Source organism: Domibacillus robiginosus, assembly GCF_000966195.1.
GTDB lineage: Bacteria > Bacillota > Bacilli > Bacillales > Domibacillaceae > Domibacillus > Domibacillus robiginosus.
In genome coordinates this window covers 224,467-241,075 of the sequence record NZ_LAHL01000012.1, presented here as the reverse complement: position 1 = coordinate 241,075, position 16,609 = coordinate 224,467, and the positions used below count along the sequence as shown (strand labels likewise).

At 43.7% G+C, this 16,609-nt stretch carries 21 protein-coding genes; 16 read left to right on the top strand and 5 right to left on the bottom strand.

What is annotated here, in order from left to right:
- The first annotated feature begins 2 nt into the window (after positions 1 to 2).
- The 3 genes from ctaF to VP97_RS09555 all read left to right on the top strand — a co-directional run bounded on the left by ctaF (position 3) and on the right by VP97_RS09555 (position 1,894).
- On the top strand, positions 3 to 335 hold the full coding sequence (gene ctaF, locus VP97_RS09565; protein WP_050181552.1) for a cytochrome c oxidase subunit IVB: 333 nt from the start codon (positions 3 to 5) through the stop codon (positions 333 to 335).
- Between the two features lie 129 nt (positions 336 to 464).
- Positions 465 to 1,370 carry a cytochrome c oxidase assembly factor CtaG gene (gene ctaG, locus VP97_RS09560; protein WP_050181551.1) on the top strand — a complete coding sequence of 302 codons (906 nt, stop codon included), beginning with the start codon at positions 465 to 467 and terminating at the stop codon, positions 1,368 to 1,370.
- A 62-nt stretch (positions 1,371 to 1,432) separates the two neighbouring features.
- Positions 1,433 to 1,894: a DUF420 domain-containing protein gene (locus VP97_RS09555; protein ID WP_050181550.1), complete on the top strand. Its 462-nt coding sequence runs from the start codon at positions 1,433 to 1,435 to the stop codon at positions 1,892 to 1,894.
- Between the two features lie 37 nt (positions 1,895 to 1,931).
- Here the strand turns inward: VP97_RS09555 and VP97_RS09550 are convergent, their stop codons facing one another.
- Positions 1,932 to 2,288 carry a YugN family protein gene (locus tag VP97_RS09550; protein WP_050181549.1) on the bottom strand — a complete coding sequence of 119 codons (357 nt, stop codon included), beginning with the start codon at positions 2,286 to 2,288 and terminating at the stop codon, positions 1,932 to 1,934.
- A 164-nt stretch (positions 2,289 to 2,452) separates the two neighbouring features.
- On the opposite strand from VP97_RS09550, the gene VP97_RS09545 reads away from it, so the two are divergent.
- The 3 genes from VP97_RS09545 to VP97_RS09535 are packed head-to-tail and all read left to right on the top strand — an operon-like array spanning position 2,453 to position 4,284.
- Positions 2,453 to 3,508 carry a CAP domain-containing protein gene (locus tag VP97_RS09545; protein ID WP_050181548.1) on the top strand — a complete coding sequence of 352 codons (1,056 nt, stop codon included), beginning with the start codon at positions 2,453 to 2,455 and terminating at the stop codon, positions 3,506 to 3,508.
- Positions 3,509 to 3,544: 36 nt separating this feature from the next.
- Positions 3,545 to 3,985: a YlbF/YmcA family competence regulator gene (locus tag VP97_RS09540; protein ID WP_050181547.1), complete on the top strand. Its 441-nt coding sequence runs from the start codon at positions 3,545 to 3,547 to the stop codon at positions 3,983 to 3,985.
- A 23-nt stretch (positions 3,986 to 4,008) separates the two neighbouring features.
- Positions 4,009 to 4,284, top strand: a complete 276-nt coding sequence (locus VP97_RS09535) for a YlbG family protein (RefSeq protein WP_050181693.1) — start codon at positions 4,009 to 4,011, stop codon at positions 4,282 to 4,284.
- Positions 4,285 to 4,313: 29 nt separating this feature from the next.
- Here VP97_RS09535 and VP97_RS09530 read toward each other — a convergent pair whose 3' ends face one another.
- On the bottom strand, positions 4,314 to 4,688 hold the full coding sequence (locus VP97_RS09530; protein ID WP_050181546.1) for a DUF7147 family protein: 375 nt from the start codon (positions 4,686 to 4,688) through the stop codon (positions 4,314 to 4,316).
- 146 nt (positions 4,689 to 4,834) lie between these two features.
- Between VP97_RS09530 and VP97_RS09525 the strand changes: the two genes are divergently transcribed.
- The 3 genes from VP97_RS09525 to coaD all read left to right on the top strand — a co-directional run bounded on the left by VP97_RS09525 (position 4,835) and on the right by coaD (position 7,387).
- A complete protein-coding gene (locus tag VP97_RS09525) occupies positions 4,835 to 6,223 on the top strand; it encodes a stalk domain-containing protein (RefSeq protein ID WP_050181545.1) in 1,389 nt (462 codons plus the stop codon).
- A 70-nt stretch (positions 6,224 to 6,293) separates the two neighbouring features.
- Positions 6,294 to 6,893, top strand: a complete 600-nt coding sequence (rsmD, locus tag VP97_RS09520; protein WP_082220305.1) for a 16S rRNA (guanine(966)-N(2))-methyltransferase RsmD — start codon at positions 6,294 to 6,296, stop codon at positions 6,891 to 6,893.
- Positions 6,893 to 7,387, top strand: coding sequence for a pantetheine-phosphate adenylyltransferase (coaD, locus tag VP97_RS09515; RefSeq protein ID WP_050181543.1), 495 nt, complete (start codon positions 6,893 to 6,895; stop codon positions 7,385 to 7,387). The genes rsmD and coaD overlap by 1 nt, the downstream gene beginning before the upstream one ends.
- Before the next feature lie 22 nt (positions 7,388 to 7,409).
- Here the strand turns inward: coaD and ylbJ are convergent, their stop codons facing one another.
- Positions 7,410 to 8,537, bottom strand: coding sequence for a sporulation integral membrane protein YlbJ (ylbJ, locus tag VP97_RS09510; protein WP_050181542.1), 1,128 nt, complete (start codon positions 8,535 to 8,537; stop codon positions 7,410 to 7,412).
- A gap of 139 nt (positions 8,538 to 8,676) precedes the next feature.
- Between ylbJ and VP97_RS09505 the strand changes: the two genes are divergently transcribed.
- The gene (locus tag VP97_RS09505) at positions 8,677 to 9,732 is read left to right on the top strand and encodes a SepM family pheromone-processing serine protease (RefSeq protein WP_050181541.1); all 1,056 of its coding nucleotides are present in this window, start codon (positions 8,677 to 8,679) and stop codon (positions 9,730 to 9,732) included.
- On the opposite strand, the gene VP97_RS09500 is transcribed toward VP97_RS09505, so the two are convergent.
- On the bottom strand, positions 9,724 to 10,911 hold the full coding sequence (locus VP97_RS09500; protein ID WP_050181540.1) for a nucleotidyltransferase: 1,188 nt from the start codon (positions 10,909 to 10,911) through the stop codon (positions 9,724 to 9,726). The genes VP97_RS09505 and VP97_RS09500 overlap by 9 nt on opposite strands.
- Positions 10,912 to 11,057: 146 nt before the next feature.
- Here VP97_RS09500 and VP97_RS09495 point away from each other — a divergent pair, with 146 nt between their 5' ends.
- Positions 11,058 to 11,588, top strand: a complete 531-nt coding sequence (locus VP97_RS09495) for a YceD family protein (protein ID WP_050181539.1) — start codon at positions 11,058 to 11,060, stop codon at positions 11,586 to 11,588.
- A gap of 61 nt (positions 11,589 to 11,649) precedes the next feature.
- On the top strand, positions 11,650 to 11,823 hold the full coding sequence (gene rpmF, locus VP97_RS09490; protein ID WP_046175141.1) for a 50S ribosomal protein L32: 174 nt from the start codon (positions 11,650 to 11,652) through the stop codon (positions 11,821 to 11,823).
- 90 nt (positions 11,824 to 11,913) lie between these two features.
- On the opposite strand, the gene VP97_RS09485 is transcribed toward rpmF, so the two are convergent.
- On the bottom strand, positions 11,914 to 12,369 hold the full coding sequence (locus VP97_RS09485; protein ID WP_050181538.1) for a GNAT family N-acetyltransferase: 456 nt from the start codon (positions 12,367 to 12,369) through the stop codon (positions 11,914 to 11,916).
- Between the two features lie 109 nt (positions 12,370 to 12,478).
- On the opposite strand from VP97_RS09485, the gene VP97_RS09480 reads away from it, so the two are divergent.
- The 4 genes from VP97_RS09480 (at position 12,479) to rsmH (ending at position 16,600) form a co-directional block, all read left to right on the top strand.
- Positions 12,479 to 13,357 (top strand): ketopantoate reductase family protein, encoded by an 879-nt coding sequence (locus tag VP97_RS09480; protein WP_050181537.1) that lies wholly within the window; start codon positions 12,479 to 12,481, stop codon positions 13,355 to 13,357.
- Positions 13,358 to 13,459: 102 nt separating this feature from the next.
- A complete protein-coding gene (gene bshC, locus VP97_RS09475; RefSeq protein ID WP_050181536.1) occupies positions 13,460 to 15,076 on the top strand; it encodes a bacillithiol biosynthesis cysteine-adding enzyme BshC in 1,617 nt (538 codons plus the stop codon).
- A 122-nt stretch (positions 15,077 to 15,198) separates the two neighbouring features.
- Complete coding sequence (gene mraZ / locus VP97_RS09470; protein ID WP_050181535.1) at positions 15,199 to 15,630, top strand: division/cell wall cluster transcriptional repressor MraZ; 432 nt, start codon at positions 15,199 to 15,201, stop codon at positions 15,628 to 15,630.
- A 22-nt stretch (positions 15,631 to 15,652) separates the two neighbouring features.
- On the top strand, positions 15,653 to 16,600 hold the full coding sequence (gene rsmH / locus VP97_RS09465; protein WP_050181692.1) for a 16S rRNA (cytosine(1402)-N(4))-methyltransferase RsmH: 948 nt from the start codon (positions 15,653 to 15,655) through the stop codon (positions 16,598 to 16,600).
- Positions 16,601 to 16,609: the final 9 nt, after the last annotated feature.

Below are 16,609 nucleotides of genomic sequence, written 5' to 3'. Positions count from 1 at the left end.
GAATGGCGAATTTACACCCAAAGTCAGGAGATCCTAAAGTTACGTATGAATATCGCCGTAAGAAAAATGCAGAAGAAATGAGAATGCAGGTTATTACTTTTACGATGATGATCTTTTTTACGGTCATTGCTTTTGTGGCGGTAGGAGCTGGATTTTCTAAATGGTTTATTATTCCGTTTGTTTTGCTTCTGGCGGTTGTACAGGTGATTTTTCAACTTTACTATTTTATGCATATGAGTCATAAAGGTCATGAGGCTCCGCAGCTATTTATGTACTCAGGTGTTATTGTAGCGTTTATAACTATCCTTGCTTTTTTGACGATTATTTGGCTGTAATAAAAAAGTGTTTCCAGCATCAGCTGGGGACACTTTTTTTGTCAAGAACTTGTCATTTGCTGTCGTTGTCAAGCGTAAAGGCGAACGATATAATAAGAGAAGCAGTGAAATACAATTGAGGTGAACAAAATGCCGATCAGTATATTTGGTTTTCCTGCTCTTTGGAGCCCGTATTTTATCGTTGTTCTATCAGGTATAACGGTTCTTTATTTTTGGATTACGATTGGACGGCGCCAGCAGTTTCAGGACAGTGAGCCGCTTACTAAAAGGCAGGGCCTACTGTTTATTGCTGCAATTGTTACTTTATATGCTGTTAAAGGCTCGCCGCTTGATTTGATGGGACACATTATGATGACCTATCACATGCTGCAAATGGCTGTGCTTTACCTTGTGGTTCCCCCTCTTTTGATTAAAGCTGTTCCATGGTGGCTTTGGCGTACAGTCATTGGGCTGCCAGTAGTAAAAACCATTTTTTCCTTTTCAGCACGTCCGCTCCTTGCGCTTGTTTTATTTAACGGCATGTTCTCGTTTTACCACATTCCGCTTATCTTCGATTTTATTAAGATGAACGAAATGCTTCACAGCTTGTATACCGTTGTGTTATTTTTTCTGGCCATTTGTATGTGGTGGCCGCTTGTAAACGAGCAGCCGGAAGGAAGAGGACTGGATGGATTAAAAAAAGTCGGCTATATTTTTGCGAACGGAATCTTACTGACACCTGCCTGCGCATTAATTATTTTTGCTTCTGCGCCGCTTTATGCTACTTATTCTGATGGCACAGCCTGGCTGAAAGCAATGGAACTTTGTGTGCCTTCCTCCACTTTGTCAGGCTTACAACTAAGTGGGCCAGAATTGTTTTCAAGTATGGCAGTAGTCGAGGATCAAAAAACCGGCGGTATTGTAATGAAAATTATTCAGGAAATTGTGTACGGTGTCGTTCTTGCCCAAGTCTTTTTTGAATGGGTAAGAAAAGAAGAAAAAGAGGCTGATCAACTAACAGAGGCGGCACTTGCCCGTCATCATAAAACAATGTAATCTATTAAAAGAAATGATGAGCCATTTCTTTTGTCTTACATAATGGAAGTGAGGAAGAAAAAATGTCATTACCAATTTTGCCGACGATCAGTACCTTTTTTATAGTGTTAAGTGCCATTTTTGTAGCGATCGGCTGGGCACAAATCAAACAGAGAAAAATAGAAAAGCATAAAAAGACGATGCTCTTAGCAGGAGTTTTTGCCCTTACCTTTTTTATCATTTATGTGAGCCGTACATTGTTTTTGGGCAATACAGCGTTCGGCGGCCCTGACCACCTTAAAATCTATTATACGATCTTTTTGATTTTCCACATCTTCCTGGCAACAACAGGAGCTATTTTTGGTATTGTATCCATAGCCAGTGGTTTAAAAAATAAACTGGCTCTTCATCGTAAAATAGGACCGGTCACCAGTGTTATTTGGTTTTTCACTGCCATTACAGGTGTAGCCGTGTATTTGCTATTATATGTTTTCTTTCACGGCGGTCCGACAACGTCGGTATTCAAAGCTATTTTAGGTGGCTGAAAAAAAGCTGTCCTCTCCAAGAGAGGACAGCTTTTTTTCATGCATAATGCAGCGTTTCCGCTTGTATATCACCCAAAAGCTTTTCACACGTTTTAACAAGAGACTCCGGGAAGTATTCATCGGAACCATATTCCACGCCGTGCGGATAATAATGTTTACCAAGAAGCGGTGTCATCAGCTCGATCATTGCATCTTCGGCTCCCACATCCCCTTTTACAGCAAAACCGAATACACGCAAATAATAGACGCCTTCTTTTAATTCAAATTTACGGTCGTAGGTGACACGTTCATAATCCCACTGTCCTGCAAGAACCATTCCGTGCTGCTCCATGATGTGAGTAAGCTGGTTTAAGTCAACTTGCATGCCGTCCAAACCGGTATTCTCAAATTTCATACATGTACCCCTCTCCGTTATGTAATCCTTTTTATCATAGTCGAAAATGCGCTTTCATGCAATGCAGTCAAGGTGTTTGGAGAGGATAAAATTCTATTTCCTGCAGGGGAAAGTTTTTCAAACATCGAAACGGAATGATATACTGATGGAAGAAAGAGAAGGACTTGATAGGGGATGATCGTCTGCGAGCTGTTTTTAAGATTTTGATTATTTTTTTAATCATGATGCTAGTTGGCATTTATACTGATAAAGCAATCGACGAAAAAAGCAATGAACCACCTGCGCTGCCGCCGGTCAATAGCGGACAGGTAGACCCTGACCTTCCGGCAAACGTGGAGCCGGCACCTGAGGAAGGGGTTGGGGCTCTTATAGGTAAGCCGCAAGAAGCACTTGTAAAAAAATATGGCCAACCTACCCGAAGGGAGCCATCAGCTTATGGTTATACATGGTGGGTATATAAATCACCTGAACATTACATGCTTGCGGGAGTCGAGAAAAGCCATGTGGTAACAATTTTTGCAAAGGGAGAATTGGATACATCTCCTTTTTCACTTGGCCGCTCTGCCAGCGAGATTTTTAGCTCCAGGTATCCAGAAACTGAAATTGTGGCGCATGCAAACAACAGTTACTATCGCTTCGAGCTGTCTGAAGAAGAATTGAATATCAGGCCGCTGGTTCCAATCGGAGACTTTTACGCTCAGCTTTATATTGATCAGCAGACAGGTATTCTGTCCGGTGTCCGGTTTATGACAGCCGATGTTTTGTTGAAAATGAAGCCATATGAGCTTGTTTATGAGGGGATACTGCCGGAAGTTCCTAGTCTAGGGAGGTCTGCCTGGGTTCACATTGAGCGGGGCAGTGAAGCGCAGCTGGCTGATATAAGTAACTTTATTCGGGAGAAAGAAGGCCTGCCGGCGCTTTTTTGGACGCCTGCGTTAAGCAGTGCAGCTAAATCTCATAGTCAGGATATGTTTGAAGCCAATTATTTCGGGCATCAATCTCCTCGTTTCGGAGATGTAAAGCAGCGATTATCAAAAGCGGGTCTTACGTTTGAGAAAGTGGATGAAATCATTAACGCCAACTATCCGGATGCACCTGCTGCAATGGAAGCCTGGCTGAATGCACCGGATGAGCGGGAACTTCTTTTAAATGATACCTTTACTTCATTTGGTGCTGGTGCCTACCGAACGCATTTTACACAAATCTTTACCGGAAAGTAGTAAACTGTGATAGAATAAGCCGATGGAGGTGCATATATGATTGCTACAACAATGGAACTGATTAACATTGCGGATGCAGCAGACGCACTCGCAGATATGATTCTTCAGTCAGAGCAAGCCATTCATTATCGTGATTGTTACCAGAAACTTTATACGGAGGAATCCGTTAAACATAAAATTTTTGCTTTCAGCCGTCTGAAAGATCAATATGAAGAAGTACAGCGTTTTGGGCGCTATCATCCGGACTATAAACGGATTATGATGGAAACACGTACAGCCAAGCGCGAGATGGATATGGATGAGCACGTCGCGGCTTTTAGACGAGCGGAAACAGAGCTACAGCAGCTGTTGGATGATGTGAGCCTTCTGGTTGCCAGATCGGTATCAGAACAAGTGAAAGTGCCGGGAGCCGGCTCTATTTTCTCCAGTGGATGTGGAAGTTGTGGAAGCGGCGGTTCTTGCGGCTGTTCGGCATAAAAAGTGAAAAGCGGGGGATGGATATGCTGACAGAAAGGCAGGCATTAATTGTATGGCTTCATTCATTGAAGCCGGCTAAATCATTACGTAAATATGGGAATATTCATTACGTTTCAAAAAAAATGAAATATGCAGTGCTTTATTGCAATTACGCGGAAGCACCGGAACTGGCTGAAAAGCTGACAGGTTTTTCTTTTGTGAAAAAAGTCGATTTTTCCGAAAAGCCATTTTTAAAGGTAGACTATGAAAATTCCCGTCCAGATAAAGCGAAGGAATACGATTATAAAATTGGTGTTTAAAAAGCCTGTCTTCGGACAGGCTTTTTTATTTAAAGCGGGCGAAGATAATGATTAAGACGTAAAATGCCAATTAAGTACTGGTAGTAAAGAATTTTTTCTGCAAATAGAGCAGAGGACTTTACTTCAAGCTCGATGATCGGTTTACCGGCCAGGTCAGCAGCCTGCTGAAAAAGTCGAAATCGTTCATTTTCTTTTTGATGAGGGTTAGGAATGCCTTCTCGGCATACATAAATAGGCTGAAAACTACCTGTCTCCGTAGGGTGGAGAATAATCGCACACGATGTGCCGTCAGCAGAGTGAAGAGCAACAAAATGTGCGATCCGGCTGGCTGCGCGATCGGCGATATCGAGCAGCTCGTATAAATCTGAATATCCTTCTCCAAGTTCGATAAATCGTTGAATCATCTATATACCTCCCTTTCATCCTTTCTTATGATAAGCAATGTTCACGTGATTTTAGCAAAATTCATCGTCAGTGTAAACTTTTTTTGTTATGATAGAAGGAGGGTGTAGGCCATAAGGAGTGTGAGAGTTGTATGAGGAAAGTCCTTATGTTTTTATTGCTTTTAACAGCTGTCTGCGGCATATTATTAACTGTTCAATGGATTGGCTACGAAAAGCTCTCGAGCGCTTCTCCAAAAATAATAGCAGATCAAACAATTGAGATAGATGTTGAAAGAAGCGGATTTACAGTTAAACAAACCCTTTATTCCATACCGGAAGAAACAAGTTTGGCGATGAAGCTGCCTGCAGATGCAAAAGAGGTATTATGCTCAAAAGGAGATATATGCATAACTGGAAGTCAGTCGGGAACGATGACCGTACAGGGCAAGCAGGCGTCTATTTATTACAAAATTCCAGCTGCTCTTTCTTCGCAGTCCTTTTTGCTGAATAATTGGCAGGCATCATTTGATAAAATAACGCCAGCGAAAACAACGCTGTTCATAACCGACCATACGAAAAGAGGGGGGCAGTGGATATCCTCCATTGACCAAAAAGCGGTTAAGCAGCTTTCTGAAATTGATTTTTATTCATTTGAAGGGGAAGCAGAACGTCCGCCGCTTTTCTGGCAGAAAGAGCCCCTGAAGGAAAGCCGTTTTTCTGGCGTGACCGTTTATGCGCGTGATACGGTTCAATTGCGGGATGGGTCGATGGACTTGCCCTTTTCCTCGGAAGAACTTGCACCACAGACGGTCGTCATTTCTTCAAGTATAAAGCCTCAGCAGCTGGAAGGACTAACATTTGTCAAACAGCCGAGTGAGTTAAACACGATTCGTACCAATGCTATTTACACTTACGTGAAAAAACATTTTATTTTTCCGAAACATGAACAATGGATGACTTCCGTTCTGGCGGTATCTTTGTTTAATGCAAAACCAATGTATATGAAAGCAGCAGAGATGAACAAGCAAATCACAGCTGTGCTGACTGCAAAAGAAGAAAAAGAATGGAAAGCAGCTTTGATGGAGCTAAAAGGCAAAGAAGTAAATATCGATAAGCTTGATGAGACGCTGTCAGCTGTAAAAGGTGAGCAAACTCACTTTTTCAAAGAAAATAAAAACAGCCATTCTCCATCTGGGCCGCTCGTTTTTTGGGATGGCCGCCCTGTTACAGTAGAAGATCAGCCAGTAAATTTTCATTTAAAAACAAAAAATGGCCTATTGTACATTCCACTCGAAGATGCAGCCGCTTCTCTTGGTTTTGCTGTTCAAAACGCAGCTCCCCAACAATGGGTGATGAAAAAAGGAGCGCATATATACCAGTTTGATTTGTCCCAGAATGAAGTTCGTTTAAATGGCCATCCATATCCATTGTATGAAAATGCACTTGAACGCATAGGAGATATAACATATATAGATAAAATTTGGTTTCAAAAGATTTTTCTTGTTGAAGTGAAAGAATCAAAAAAAGCCATTGAGCTAAAATCGTATAATCTATAGAAACCCGCTTATAGGAGCGCGGTTTCTTTTTCACCCTGTAGATTTCATTTATACGTTTATGATACCATGGATGAAGAAAAACGAATGGCAGGTTAAAAATATGAGAATCATTTCAGGTGAAAAAAAGGGACTGCCTTTAAAAGCTGTGCCAGGAAAAGACACACGCCCCACAACAGATAAAGTAAAAGAATCTATTTTTAATATGATTGGGCCTTATTTTGAAGGCGGCACAGGACTTGATTTGTTTGCAGGCTCAGGAGGGCTTGGTATTGAAGCACTCAGCCGGGGAATGGATCAAATGATTTTTGTTGATCGTGATATGAAAGCGATTCAAACGATAAAAGAAAATATAAAGAGCGCCGGGTTTACAGACCGATCGGAAGTATATCGGAATGAAGCGGAGCGGGCGTTAAAAGCCATTGTAAAGCGTGAATTACGATTCGATGGAATTTTTCTGGATCCGCCTTATAAAAAGCAGAAGCTTGAATCCACGCTGCTGTTTATCGCTGAGCACAACCTGCTCGCTCCACACGGATTTATTATGTGTGAACACGGGTCAGATGTCCGTCTTCCCGACAGAGCCGGACCATTTTACTGTACACGTGCTGAAACATATGGAATGATTTCCGTTTCTATTTACAAAGCGGCAGATGATGAGGAGGAAAGGTAATGGCAAGTATTGCAGTATGCCCGGGAAGCTTTGATCCCATTACAAACGGGCACCTTGATATTATTCAGCGCGGAGCAAAAGTGTTTGATAAAGTATATGTGGTGATTTTAAGTAATTCTTCTAAAAAGCCGCTGTTTTCAGCAGAGGAGCGGGCAGAATTAATCCGCCAGGTAACAGCTCATATTCCGAATGTGGAAGTGGACCATTATCAGGGTCTGTTGGTTGATTACGCCAAACAAGTCGAGGCAAAAGCAATCCTGCGCGGACTTCGTGCTGTATCGGATTTTGAATATGAAATGCAGATCACTTCAATGAACCGCGTATTAAATGATGAGCTTGAAACATTTTTTATGATGACCAACAGCCAGTACTCCTTTCTCAGCTCAAGCATTGTAAAAGAAGTGGCTAAATATGAAGCGGATATTTCGGAGCTGGTCCCGAAGGAAGTTGAAGAAGCATTGAAAAAAAAGCGTCTTGCTGACTCCGTTTCATAAAAAGAAAAGCCGGGCTAAAAGATTAAATTCTTTTGGCCCGGCTTTTTGAATAGCGGATTCCGAATAATAGAGATGCCGCTCCCAGCACACATACAGTGACGAGCATACCATGTTCGGGTGCAAGCGAAAAAGTGGCTGAGGGAAAAGAAACAGGACGGACCAGCAACAAAAAGGTAATACCTGTTGCATAAGCACTGTGGAGAAGCCGGGCGACAAAAAAAGGACCATAGCGAATATCTGTGCTGCTTATGATCGCAGCTACCTGTGCATGAACACTTAACCCGCTAAAGCCAAGAATAGCACTGACCATAAGGAGACTTATATGAAGCGGTATGGAATTGGACGATGAAAGCTGTGCACCAGATGTTAATTCAAAAAAACCAGCAAAAAGGGCTTTAAAAATCGGCAGGCTTGTTTCAGAGAAGCCGAACAGCGAAAACAAGAAAGCTGCCGCTCCGTACTTGTGCAGTAATGCGGTTAATACAGAAAAAAAGAGAATGAAGCCGCCAATGAGCATAAGTGTCTGGACCGAAGACAGAACCGCATCAGCCATCATAGTCCCAAATACTCGTCCATCTTTTTTGCGGGCTTCCTTCAAAGCTTGCACAGGACGGACTGTTTGAACCCTTGCTGGCTCTTTTGTTTCTTTTTTTCCATAAAACCGCATCGTCAACCCGACGAGAAAAGCACCGATGTAATGCGCTGATGCAAGCAGCAAGCCGGTTTCGGGATGTTTCAAAAAACCACTCGCTACCGCGCTCAAAATAAATAGAGGGTTAGATGAGTGGGCCATGGAAACGAGCCGTTCCGCTTCAAGGCGGCTAATGGACTTCTCTGTTCGAAGCTGTGCGGCCATTCTTGCGCCGGAAGGAAATCCAGAGGCAAGCGACAGCATCCAGGTAACACCGGCGGGTCCTGGAATACGAAAAAAAAACCGCATCACCCCGCCCAATATAGCCCCAAAAAAAGCGATTACACCAAGACCGGCCATTAATTCTGTTAAAATAAAAAAGGGAAGAAGAGACGGGAAAACAGTTTTCCACCAGATATCCATCCCGTAAACTGCCGCCTGCAACCCGGTCTGAGGCGAAAAAAGAAGGCCCACAGTCAGCATCGTCACTGTACAGGCGGCCATATAGGTTTTCCACATAAAAAGCCTCCCGAGTAAGATATACGTAGGTCTTTAAAATTTTGTACAATAAAAGAGCCTGTACAAAAGGATATGTCTGGGCGGAAAGAATAGACTAAAGAAACAACTCATACCAGTTAGAATGCTGGGTGATTTCTGTATGGAAGGACGAGCAAATGTGAAAAATAAGAAAACAGGGCTCTTATACGTGATTTTGCTGCTTATCATTGCGGCTGCGTTTATCCCGCTCCCGTTTTACATTACAAGACCAGGAGAAGCGCATGCACTTAATCCGATTGTCCACGTTAACGGAGGAGACAAAAACGATACAAGCACACTCATGCTGACCACGATCCAGATGGGTCCCGCTAACATTTATTCTTATGCATGGGCATCTCTTCGTGATTACGAAGAGATTCTTCCAAAAGAAGATGTGCGCTATGAACATGAATCAGAGGATGAATTCAGCGTAAGGCAGTTTCATTTAATGGATACGTCACAGCAAAATGCGATTGCGGTCGCTTTTAAAGAAGCAGACAAACCGTATAGCTGGGTATACAACGGCATTTATGTGTTAAGCGTATTTCCTGATATGCCGGCGGAAGGAGTGCTTGAAGCAGGCGACCGCATCACATCTATTGATGGCCGTTCTGTTACGTCGTCTAAACAAATGACGGATTACGTGCAGGCAAAAAAGCCAGGCAGCCGCATTACAGTCACATTTACACGCGATAAAAAAAATTATAAAAAAACGATTCAGCTCAGAGCATTCGCAGAGCTGGGCGGCAAGTCCGGCCTCGGCATCAGCCTGGCCGATGATCGGACGCTCAAAAGCGATCCAAAAGTAACGCTTAAAGCTGATGAAATTGGCGGTCCTTCTGCCGGCCTCATGTTTTCGCTTGAAATTTACGATCAACTGATGGAGGAAGATTTAGCAGCCGGGTTGAAGGTAGCTGGAACAGGCACAATTGCCTCAGATGGCACAGTCGGTCGGATCGGAGGTATTGCTCAAAAAGTGGTAGCGGCCGACCGGGCAGGGGCGCAGTTTTTCTTTGCACCGGATGATAAGCTGCCGGCTGGCCGTACAGATGTCAAAACCAATTATGAAGAAGCTCAAAAAGCCGCCGAGGAAATTGATACAGATATGGTTATTGTTCCGGTTCAAACGTTTTCCGATGCGGTCGATTATTTGCAAAATTATTCAGCGTCAAAGTAAAATCGGCGGCACGGAATATTCCTGTTCTAAAAGGGAGCGCACATAATTTTCACTTACATGGGAAGCGGAAGCGAACACGCGGGATGCTTTTATATCCAGCGCGAGCAGGCTTCCTGCAGCAGCGGTACGGGAAAGCAGCGGTACTTCAAGCTCTTTTTTCACAGACCGGATATAAGCGCGCCCATTTTCATTCATGCCGAGCAGGCGGACAAATGAAGCCTGCTGGGCCTGCTGCATGCTTGCTTTATCGGTATCGGTTAAAATGTGTGTCATCATTCGCTGAAGGCGGGTCCATGTGTAACGCTTTGTTTTAACCTGCTGCATAAAGCTTGAAAAGGAGCTGCTTTGCCGTGCTGCTTCCATAAGTCTCGGCCCGATGCCTTCCTCCACTTCATAGATGGAAGCAAGGCGCTCGGAGTCAATGGACAACAAGCGGTAGCGAAGCAGCGGCCAGTAAGATTCCCATGAATGCAGGGGACGGTTTTGCATGGCTTCAGCACTCAGCGAAGGCATGACGTCATGAACCGGTTCTTCTGTAGTAAAGAGGCGCTGCCGAATCGCTGTCGCACTTGCAATTGGTCCTGTTGATTCAGTATCATGGAATCCTGCCCCTTTTCGCTGAATCGTCAGCGGCTGCATAGGCGTGGCCAAGCCGAGATTGGCTTGTACATAATGAAAGCCTAAAATGTTATTCGGCTTTGACAAATCAAGCGGCAGTGCATTTTCTCCGAATACTTTGTTTCTTGCTTTTGTCTGGGCGGCCGGGTAGCTCATTCCTTCTTTCATAAGGGAGCGGACGCAGGCATCAAGCTCTATGCTGTTTTTTTTCAGTTGTTCTACGGTGTGAAGGAAGGGATCCATACCGCCATTTTCGCTGCCAAAGCAAAAAAAGCGGCACTTCAAATGGGAAAGAATTTCAATGGCACCCTGTGCAAATATTTGGGCCCGTTGCGTTGAAAAAGCGTATGGAAGCTCAACGACAATATCAACACCGTGCTGCAGGGCTACTTTTGTACGGGTCCACTTATCAACAATGGCCGGCTCTCCGCGCTGTAAAAATGAGCCGCTCATCACGGCAATAACGGTATCTGCATTTGACAAACGTCTCGTTTCATTTATATGGTAGAGATGGCCATTGTGAAATGGGTTGTATTCAACGATAATGCCGGCTGCATTCATGGAAAACGTCCTTTCTTCGGAAGAATGTTCTTTTATTTTCAAAGATGGTGAATAAAAAGTCAAACGGCTATTTCACTGTAAAGAAAATATATTGACATTCAATCCGGAGAGGGCTATAATTACTTTTGTTGCCTTGAGGTGATTAAATGAAATGGTCAATAATTCAACTGCAAAAATACCGCGAACGCGGTCTTGAAATCGACGAAACAGTTGACGTAACAGAGTTAACAACACTCGATAATGACATACGTCGTATCTCACCTGTTCATGTAACGGGCCGGGCCGATATTCGTCATGATCAAATTGTTTTTCATGTAAAAGCAACGGGTGAAATGATTGTCCCTTGTTCCCGGACACTTGTAGATGTACCGTATTCGTTTGAGATTCCATTAACAGAACGCTTTTTATTAAAGCCGGAAGAAGGAGAATCATACGAGGAAGAAGATGTTCACTTCCCAGAAGGAAATGTTATTGATTTCCGTCCTATTTTGGAAGAAGCGATCATTTTAGAGGTGCCGATGCAGATTTTCAGTGAAGAAGCGGATGAGCATGTTGTTCATTCTGGAAAAGATTGGGCGTTTTTTGAAGAAGAAGAAGAGCTTCCTGAAAAAAAGAAGCCGGCTGTTGATCCTAGATTGGCAGGACTTCAAAACTTCTTTTCGTCCGATGATGAGTAATTGAGAAGTACAGCTATCTGGCTTCATATAGTTTTTATTCCGTTAAGGAGGTGTATATCACATGGCAGTACCTTTTAGAAGAACTTCTACTACACGCAAAAACAAACGCCGTACGCACTTTAAACTTCAAGTGCCAGGTATGGTGGCTTGCCCGAACTGCGGTGAAATGAAACTTGCGCACCGTGTATGCAAAGAGTGCGGAACATATAAAGGCAAAGAAGTTGTTAGCAAATAACATCTTTTGAATCTTTCAAAAAAGCGAAGAGGCCATGGCTCTTCGCTTTTTTTGTGCTGTCATATATTCGCCTAAAAAACAGCGCTTGGCTCAGCTTGTTTTTTGAGCATGTTTTTCTTCAGGCAGCCATAGTAGCCGAGTATTGTTTTCGGAAACCGGTTTGAATTGTACTTTTTCCCAAAAGGATTGTGATTTTACACGTGGTTTCGTCATAATGGGCAATCCAAACGATTTGGCAAACTCAACGAGCGATGCGCCAAGTCCTTTTTTTTGAAAAGCCGGCAGTACTTCAAGCTTCCAAATTTCTATATATTCGCCGCTTCCAGGTACAAGGTTTAATGTATCTTTTCGCATATACAGGCACATACGGGCAGCGAGCCGGTCTCCATAACGAATGCCGTAGAACGGAGAATCCGTATTGTCTTCTACCATTGAGGTTTGTAATTCTTCAATCATTGACAGCTCTTCAAGCCCGTATTCCTTGAAAGATTTAAACTCTTCCATCGTTTTAAAATTCAACTTCAAGTTATCGACTGCTAAGCCCATTTGTTCAGTCTCCTTTGCAAACTCTCTTTTGATTTGTTCTTTTTATTATATAATAAAGTAAATAAAAAAAGTAGCGGGCTTGTTATCGCTTACGAAACAGGAGAAAATAATGAACATTCATATTATCGGAGCTGGCGCTCTTGGACTGTTTTTTGCCACAGAGTGGAGCATCCGTCACCACGTAACCATTCAGACGAGAATAAGCGCACAAAAGGAGCGTATTGATAGAGAAGGCGTTCTCGTTATTGAGCAGGAGCAGACAGATGTTTATCCAATTCAAACCGCCGCGTTCGCGCCTCCGGAAACAGATTTAATCGTCGTGGCTGTAAAACAGTATCATTTGCAGGAAATACTTCAACAACTCCCTGAGGGGCCGGCTCTGCTTTTTATTCAAAACGGTTTAAGTCACCTTAAGCCGATTGAGCAGCTGCCATTTTCAACTATTTACGCTGCCTCTGTCACACATGGAGTTGTTAAAATAGGTGAGCGCACTGTGCAGGTAAACGGGCGTGATCAAATGAAAATTGCCCGCGTAAAGGGCGGAGGAGAAGCGATCGTCCGTGAATTGGAAACACCTGCTTTTGCCCTTCAGTGGGCGGAAAATGCATATGAAATGCTCGTCGATAAAATGGCTGCAAATGCAGTGATTAATCCTTTGACAGCTCTTTTACATGTGAAAAATGGCGAGCTGGCTCGAAACAGTGAGTACGCTGCAGCGGTAGAGGAGCTATGCGCGGAAATAGCAGCTGTTTTTCCGTTTAAATCAAAGGAAGCCATGACGCAGACTGTTTTTGACGTGTGCCGCAAAACAGCCGCCAATGAATCTTCTATGCTTCGAGATATAAAAGCGGGAAGAATGACGGAGTTAGATGCGATTGTCGGGGCCCTGCTGGATGAAGCTGCACAAAAGGGCGTACAAACTCCTGCATTTGCGCTCTTGTACCGTCTTGTAAAAGGAAAAGAAGCTGAAGCTGGATCGGGCAGGTAAGGGAAAAGAATTGGAGCCGCGCAGGCACATTGTTTTCCCTTTCAATCCGCCAGGTGGTATACTCGAACAAGAAAATTTGTCCGAAAGAAAGGAAGTACATCCATGGAACAAAAACGCATTTCTGTTCCCGCTTTGACCCTCTTTGCCAGGGAGTATATAAGCGGATCAAAGCAGGCAGGCGGCTTTTTTGACTACGATCCATTTTCGCAGCAGTCTTTTCGGCAGCGGTCGGAAGAAGTGCGGACACGAACATTTAAACGACAAGAGCTGACTGGCATCATTCGGCAGTACATGGCCCCGCATCATATCACAGCGCAGATAGAAGAGTCTCTTCAAAAGCTGGAAGATCCTGAATCAGTTGTGGTCATCGGCGGCCAGCAGGCTGGTCTTTTAACAGGACCGCTTTATTCTATACATAAAATCATTTCTATTCTTCATTTGGCCAGAGAACAGGAAGAAAAACTCGGCATTCCAGTTGTTCCTGTTTTTTGGATTGCTGGAGAAGATCATGATTTACTGGAAATCAATCATGTATTTTTGGAAAACAACGGCACTATGAAGAAAATAGGATATCCAGAGCGTTTTGTGAAAAAGCAGGCAGCTTCAAGCACTGTTTATGACCAAAACGAGATGATGGAATGGATAGCTTCCGTTTTCGCTTGTTTAAAAGAAACGCACTATACGAATCAGCTTTTTCAAGATGTAAAAACGGCCGTGCAGGCAAGCCGTACCTTTACTGACTTTTTCGCTTTTGTAACAGGAGCCTTTTTTGCCAAACACGGCCTGCTTCTTATTGATGCAGCAGATCCGGAGCTGCGGAAGCTGGAAGCGCCTTTTTTTAAAAAGTTGATTGTGGAAAACAGCGCGATTGCGGAAGCTGTACAGCATACGCAGCAAAAGCTGGAACAGGCAGGCTTTACTCCTGCCATTGAAACGAGCGGTGAGCCGGCCAACTTATTTTTAATGGAAGAAGGAGAGCGGCATCTGCTTGAAAGAGAAAATGGGCAGTTTGTCAGTAAAAGTGGACGCACGTATACAGAAGAGGACTTGTTGCAGCTTCTTGAAACTTCGCCGGAAGCTTTTAGCAACAACGTAGTAACGCGTCCGCTTATGCAGGAATGGCTGTTTCCTACGCTTGCTTTTATAGCGGGGCCGGGAGAAATTGCTTATTGGGCAGAGTTAAAAGGGGCATTTGAACACATAGAACTTGCTATGCCTCCCGTTGTACCCAGATTAAATATTACCATTGTTGATCGAGGAGTGGCGGACATTATTTCAGATATGGACCTGCCAATTGAAGTGGCTGTACAAAGAGGTATCCAAAGCGAAAAGTCTGCTTATATCGAATCGGTTCGCGATCATCATCTGCATGAACTTGTTGCACAAATGAAGCAGGATTTAATGGCGAGCTATGAAAAAATTGAAGCCCGCGCATCCGAGCTGCACAACGGCCTTGCACCAATTGTTCAAAAAAACAAATGGTATCATGAGCGGCAGATTGAGCTACTTATTCAAAAAAGTGACGCTGTCCTGCAGCAAACACATGAAGCAGCCCTGCGCCGGTTTGACCGGGTACAAACTGCTCTGCGTCCTGATGGGCTGCAGGAAAGAATATGGAATATTTATCCGTTTTTAAATGTGTATGGTCCTTCATTTATTGATGACCTGCTGGCTCAGCCATATAAACATGATGGCAGTCATTATCTTTTATATGTGTAAATGAAAAGTCTGCTCTTAGGGCAGGCTTTTTATGTGTGCAAAGAGTGAAAAAGCACTGCATGAAATTGGTGGTACAAAGTGGGGGGATGTGGTAAAGTTAGTGTAGAAAGTGGGGAAGCAGCATGTTCATGGGTGAATATCGCCATACAATCGATGAAAAAGGCAGATTGATTGTACCAGCGAAATTTCGCGGTGAGCCTGGCCAAACATTCGTCATTACGCGTGGATTGGACAAATGCTTGTTTTTGTACCCCCTTGAGGAGTGGAAGGTGCTGGAGAATAAGCTTTCCGCTTTGCCGTTAACCAAGAAGGATTCACGTGCATTCGCCCGCTTTTTTTTCTCGGGTGCAAATGACTGCACTCTTGACCGGCAAGGAAGAATAAACATTCCAGGACCGCTTTTGCAGTATGCCTCACTGAAAAAAGAATGTGTAATTGTTGGCGTTTCAAATCGGATTGAAATCTGGTGTGCATCTACATGGGACGAGTACGTAGAAGCATCGGCAGACTCATTCGCAGATATTGCAGAAAACTTAACAGATTTTGATTTATAATGCTGATTGGACTGATAAGAAAATGGAATTTAAACATACGACTGTCCTGCTTCAGGAAACAGTCGACGGGCTCAATATCCGCCCGGATGGTATTTATGTAGATTGCACACTTGGCGGAGCCGGACACAGTGAGTATTTGCTGTCAAAGCTCGGAACAAATGGGAAGCTGTATGCATTTGATCAAGATGAAACTGCGATTGAACATGCGAAAAAACGGCTCGCCCCGTTTCTTGAGCGTGTTGAATTTATAAAAAGTAATTTTGAACATGTAAAAGAAGAGCTTCATAAGCGCAATGTAACAGGGATCGATGGTATTTTGTATGACTTGGGTGTTTCCTCACCACAGCTTGATACACCAGAACGCGGCTTCAGCTACCATCACGATGCACCGCTTGATATGAGAATGGACAAAAGTGCTTCGTTGACAGCTTATCACGTTGTCAATGAGTGGCCTTTTGAGCAGCTTGTCCGTATTTTTTTCAAATATGGAGAAGAAAAGTTCTCCAAGCAAATTGCCCGGAAAATCGAAGCAGCGCGTGAAGTACAGCCAATTGAAACGACAGGTCAGCTGACGGAATTGATCAAAGAAGCTATTCCCGCGCCTGCAAGAAGAAAAGGCGGTCATCCGGCTAAACGAGTGTTTCAAGCTATTCGCATTGCCGTAAACGATGAACTTGGTGTGTTTGAGCGGTCACTTCACGATGCGATTGATTTATTGAATGTAGACGGACGTATTAGTGTCATTACGTTTCACTCACTCGAGGACCGCATTTGTAAAACGGTTTTCAAGGAAGCATCAACAGGTCCAGAGCTTCCGCCTGGCTTGCCGGTGATTCCAGAGGAATACGAGCCTGTTTTAAAGCTTGTAACGAGAAAACCAATTGTGCCGACTGAAAAAGAGCTAGAAGAAAACAATCGTGCACGTTCGGCCAAACTGCGTATTGCAGAAAAAAGAAAAGAAACCGTTTAGGGGGGATGG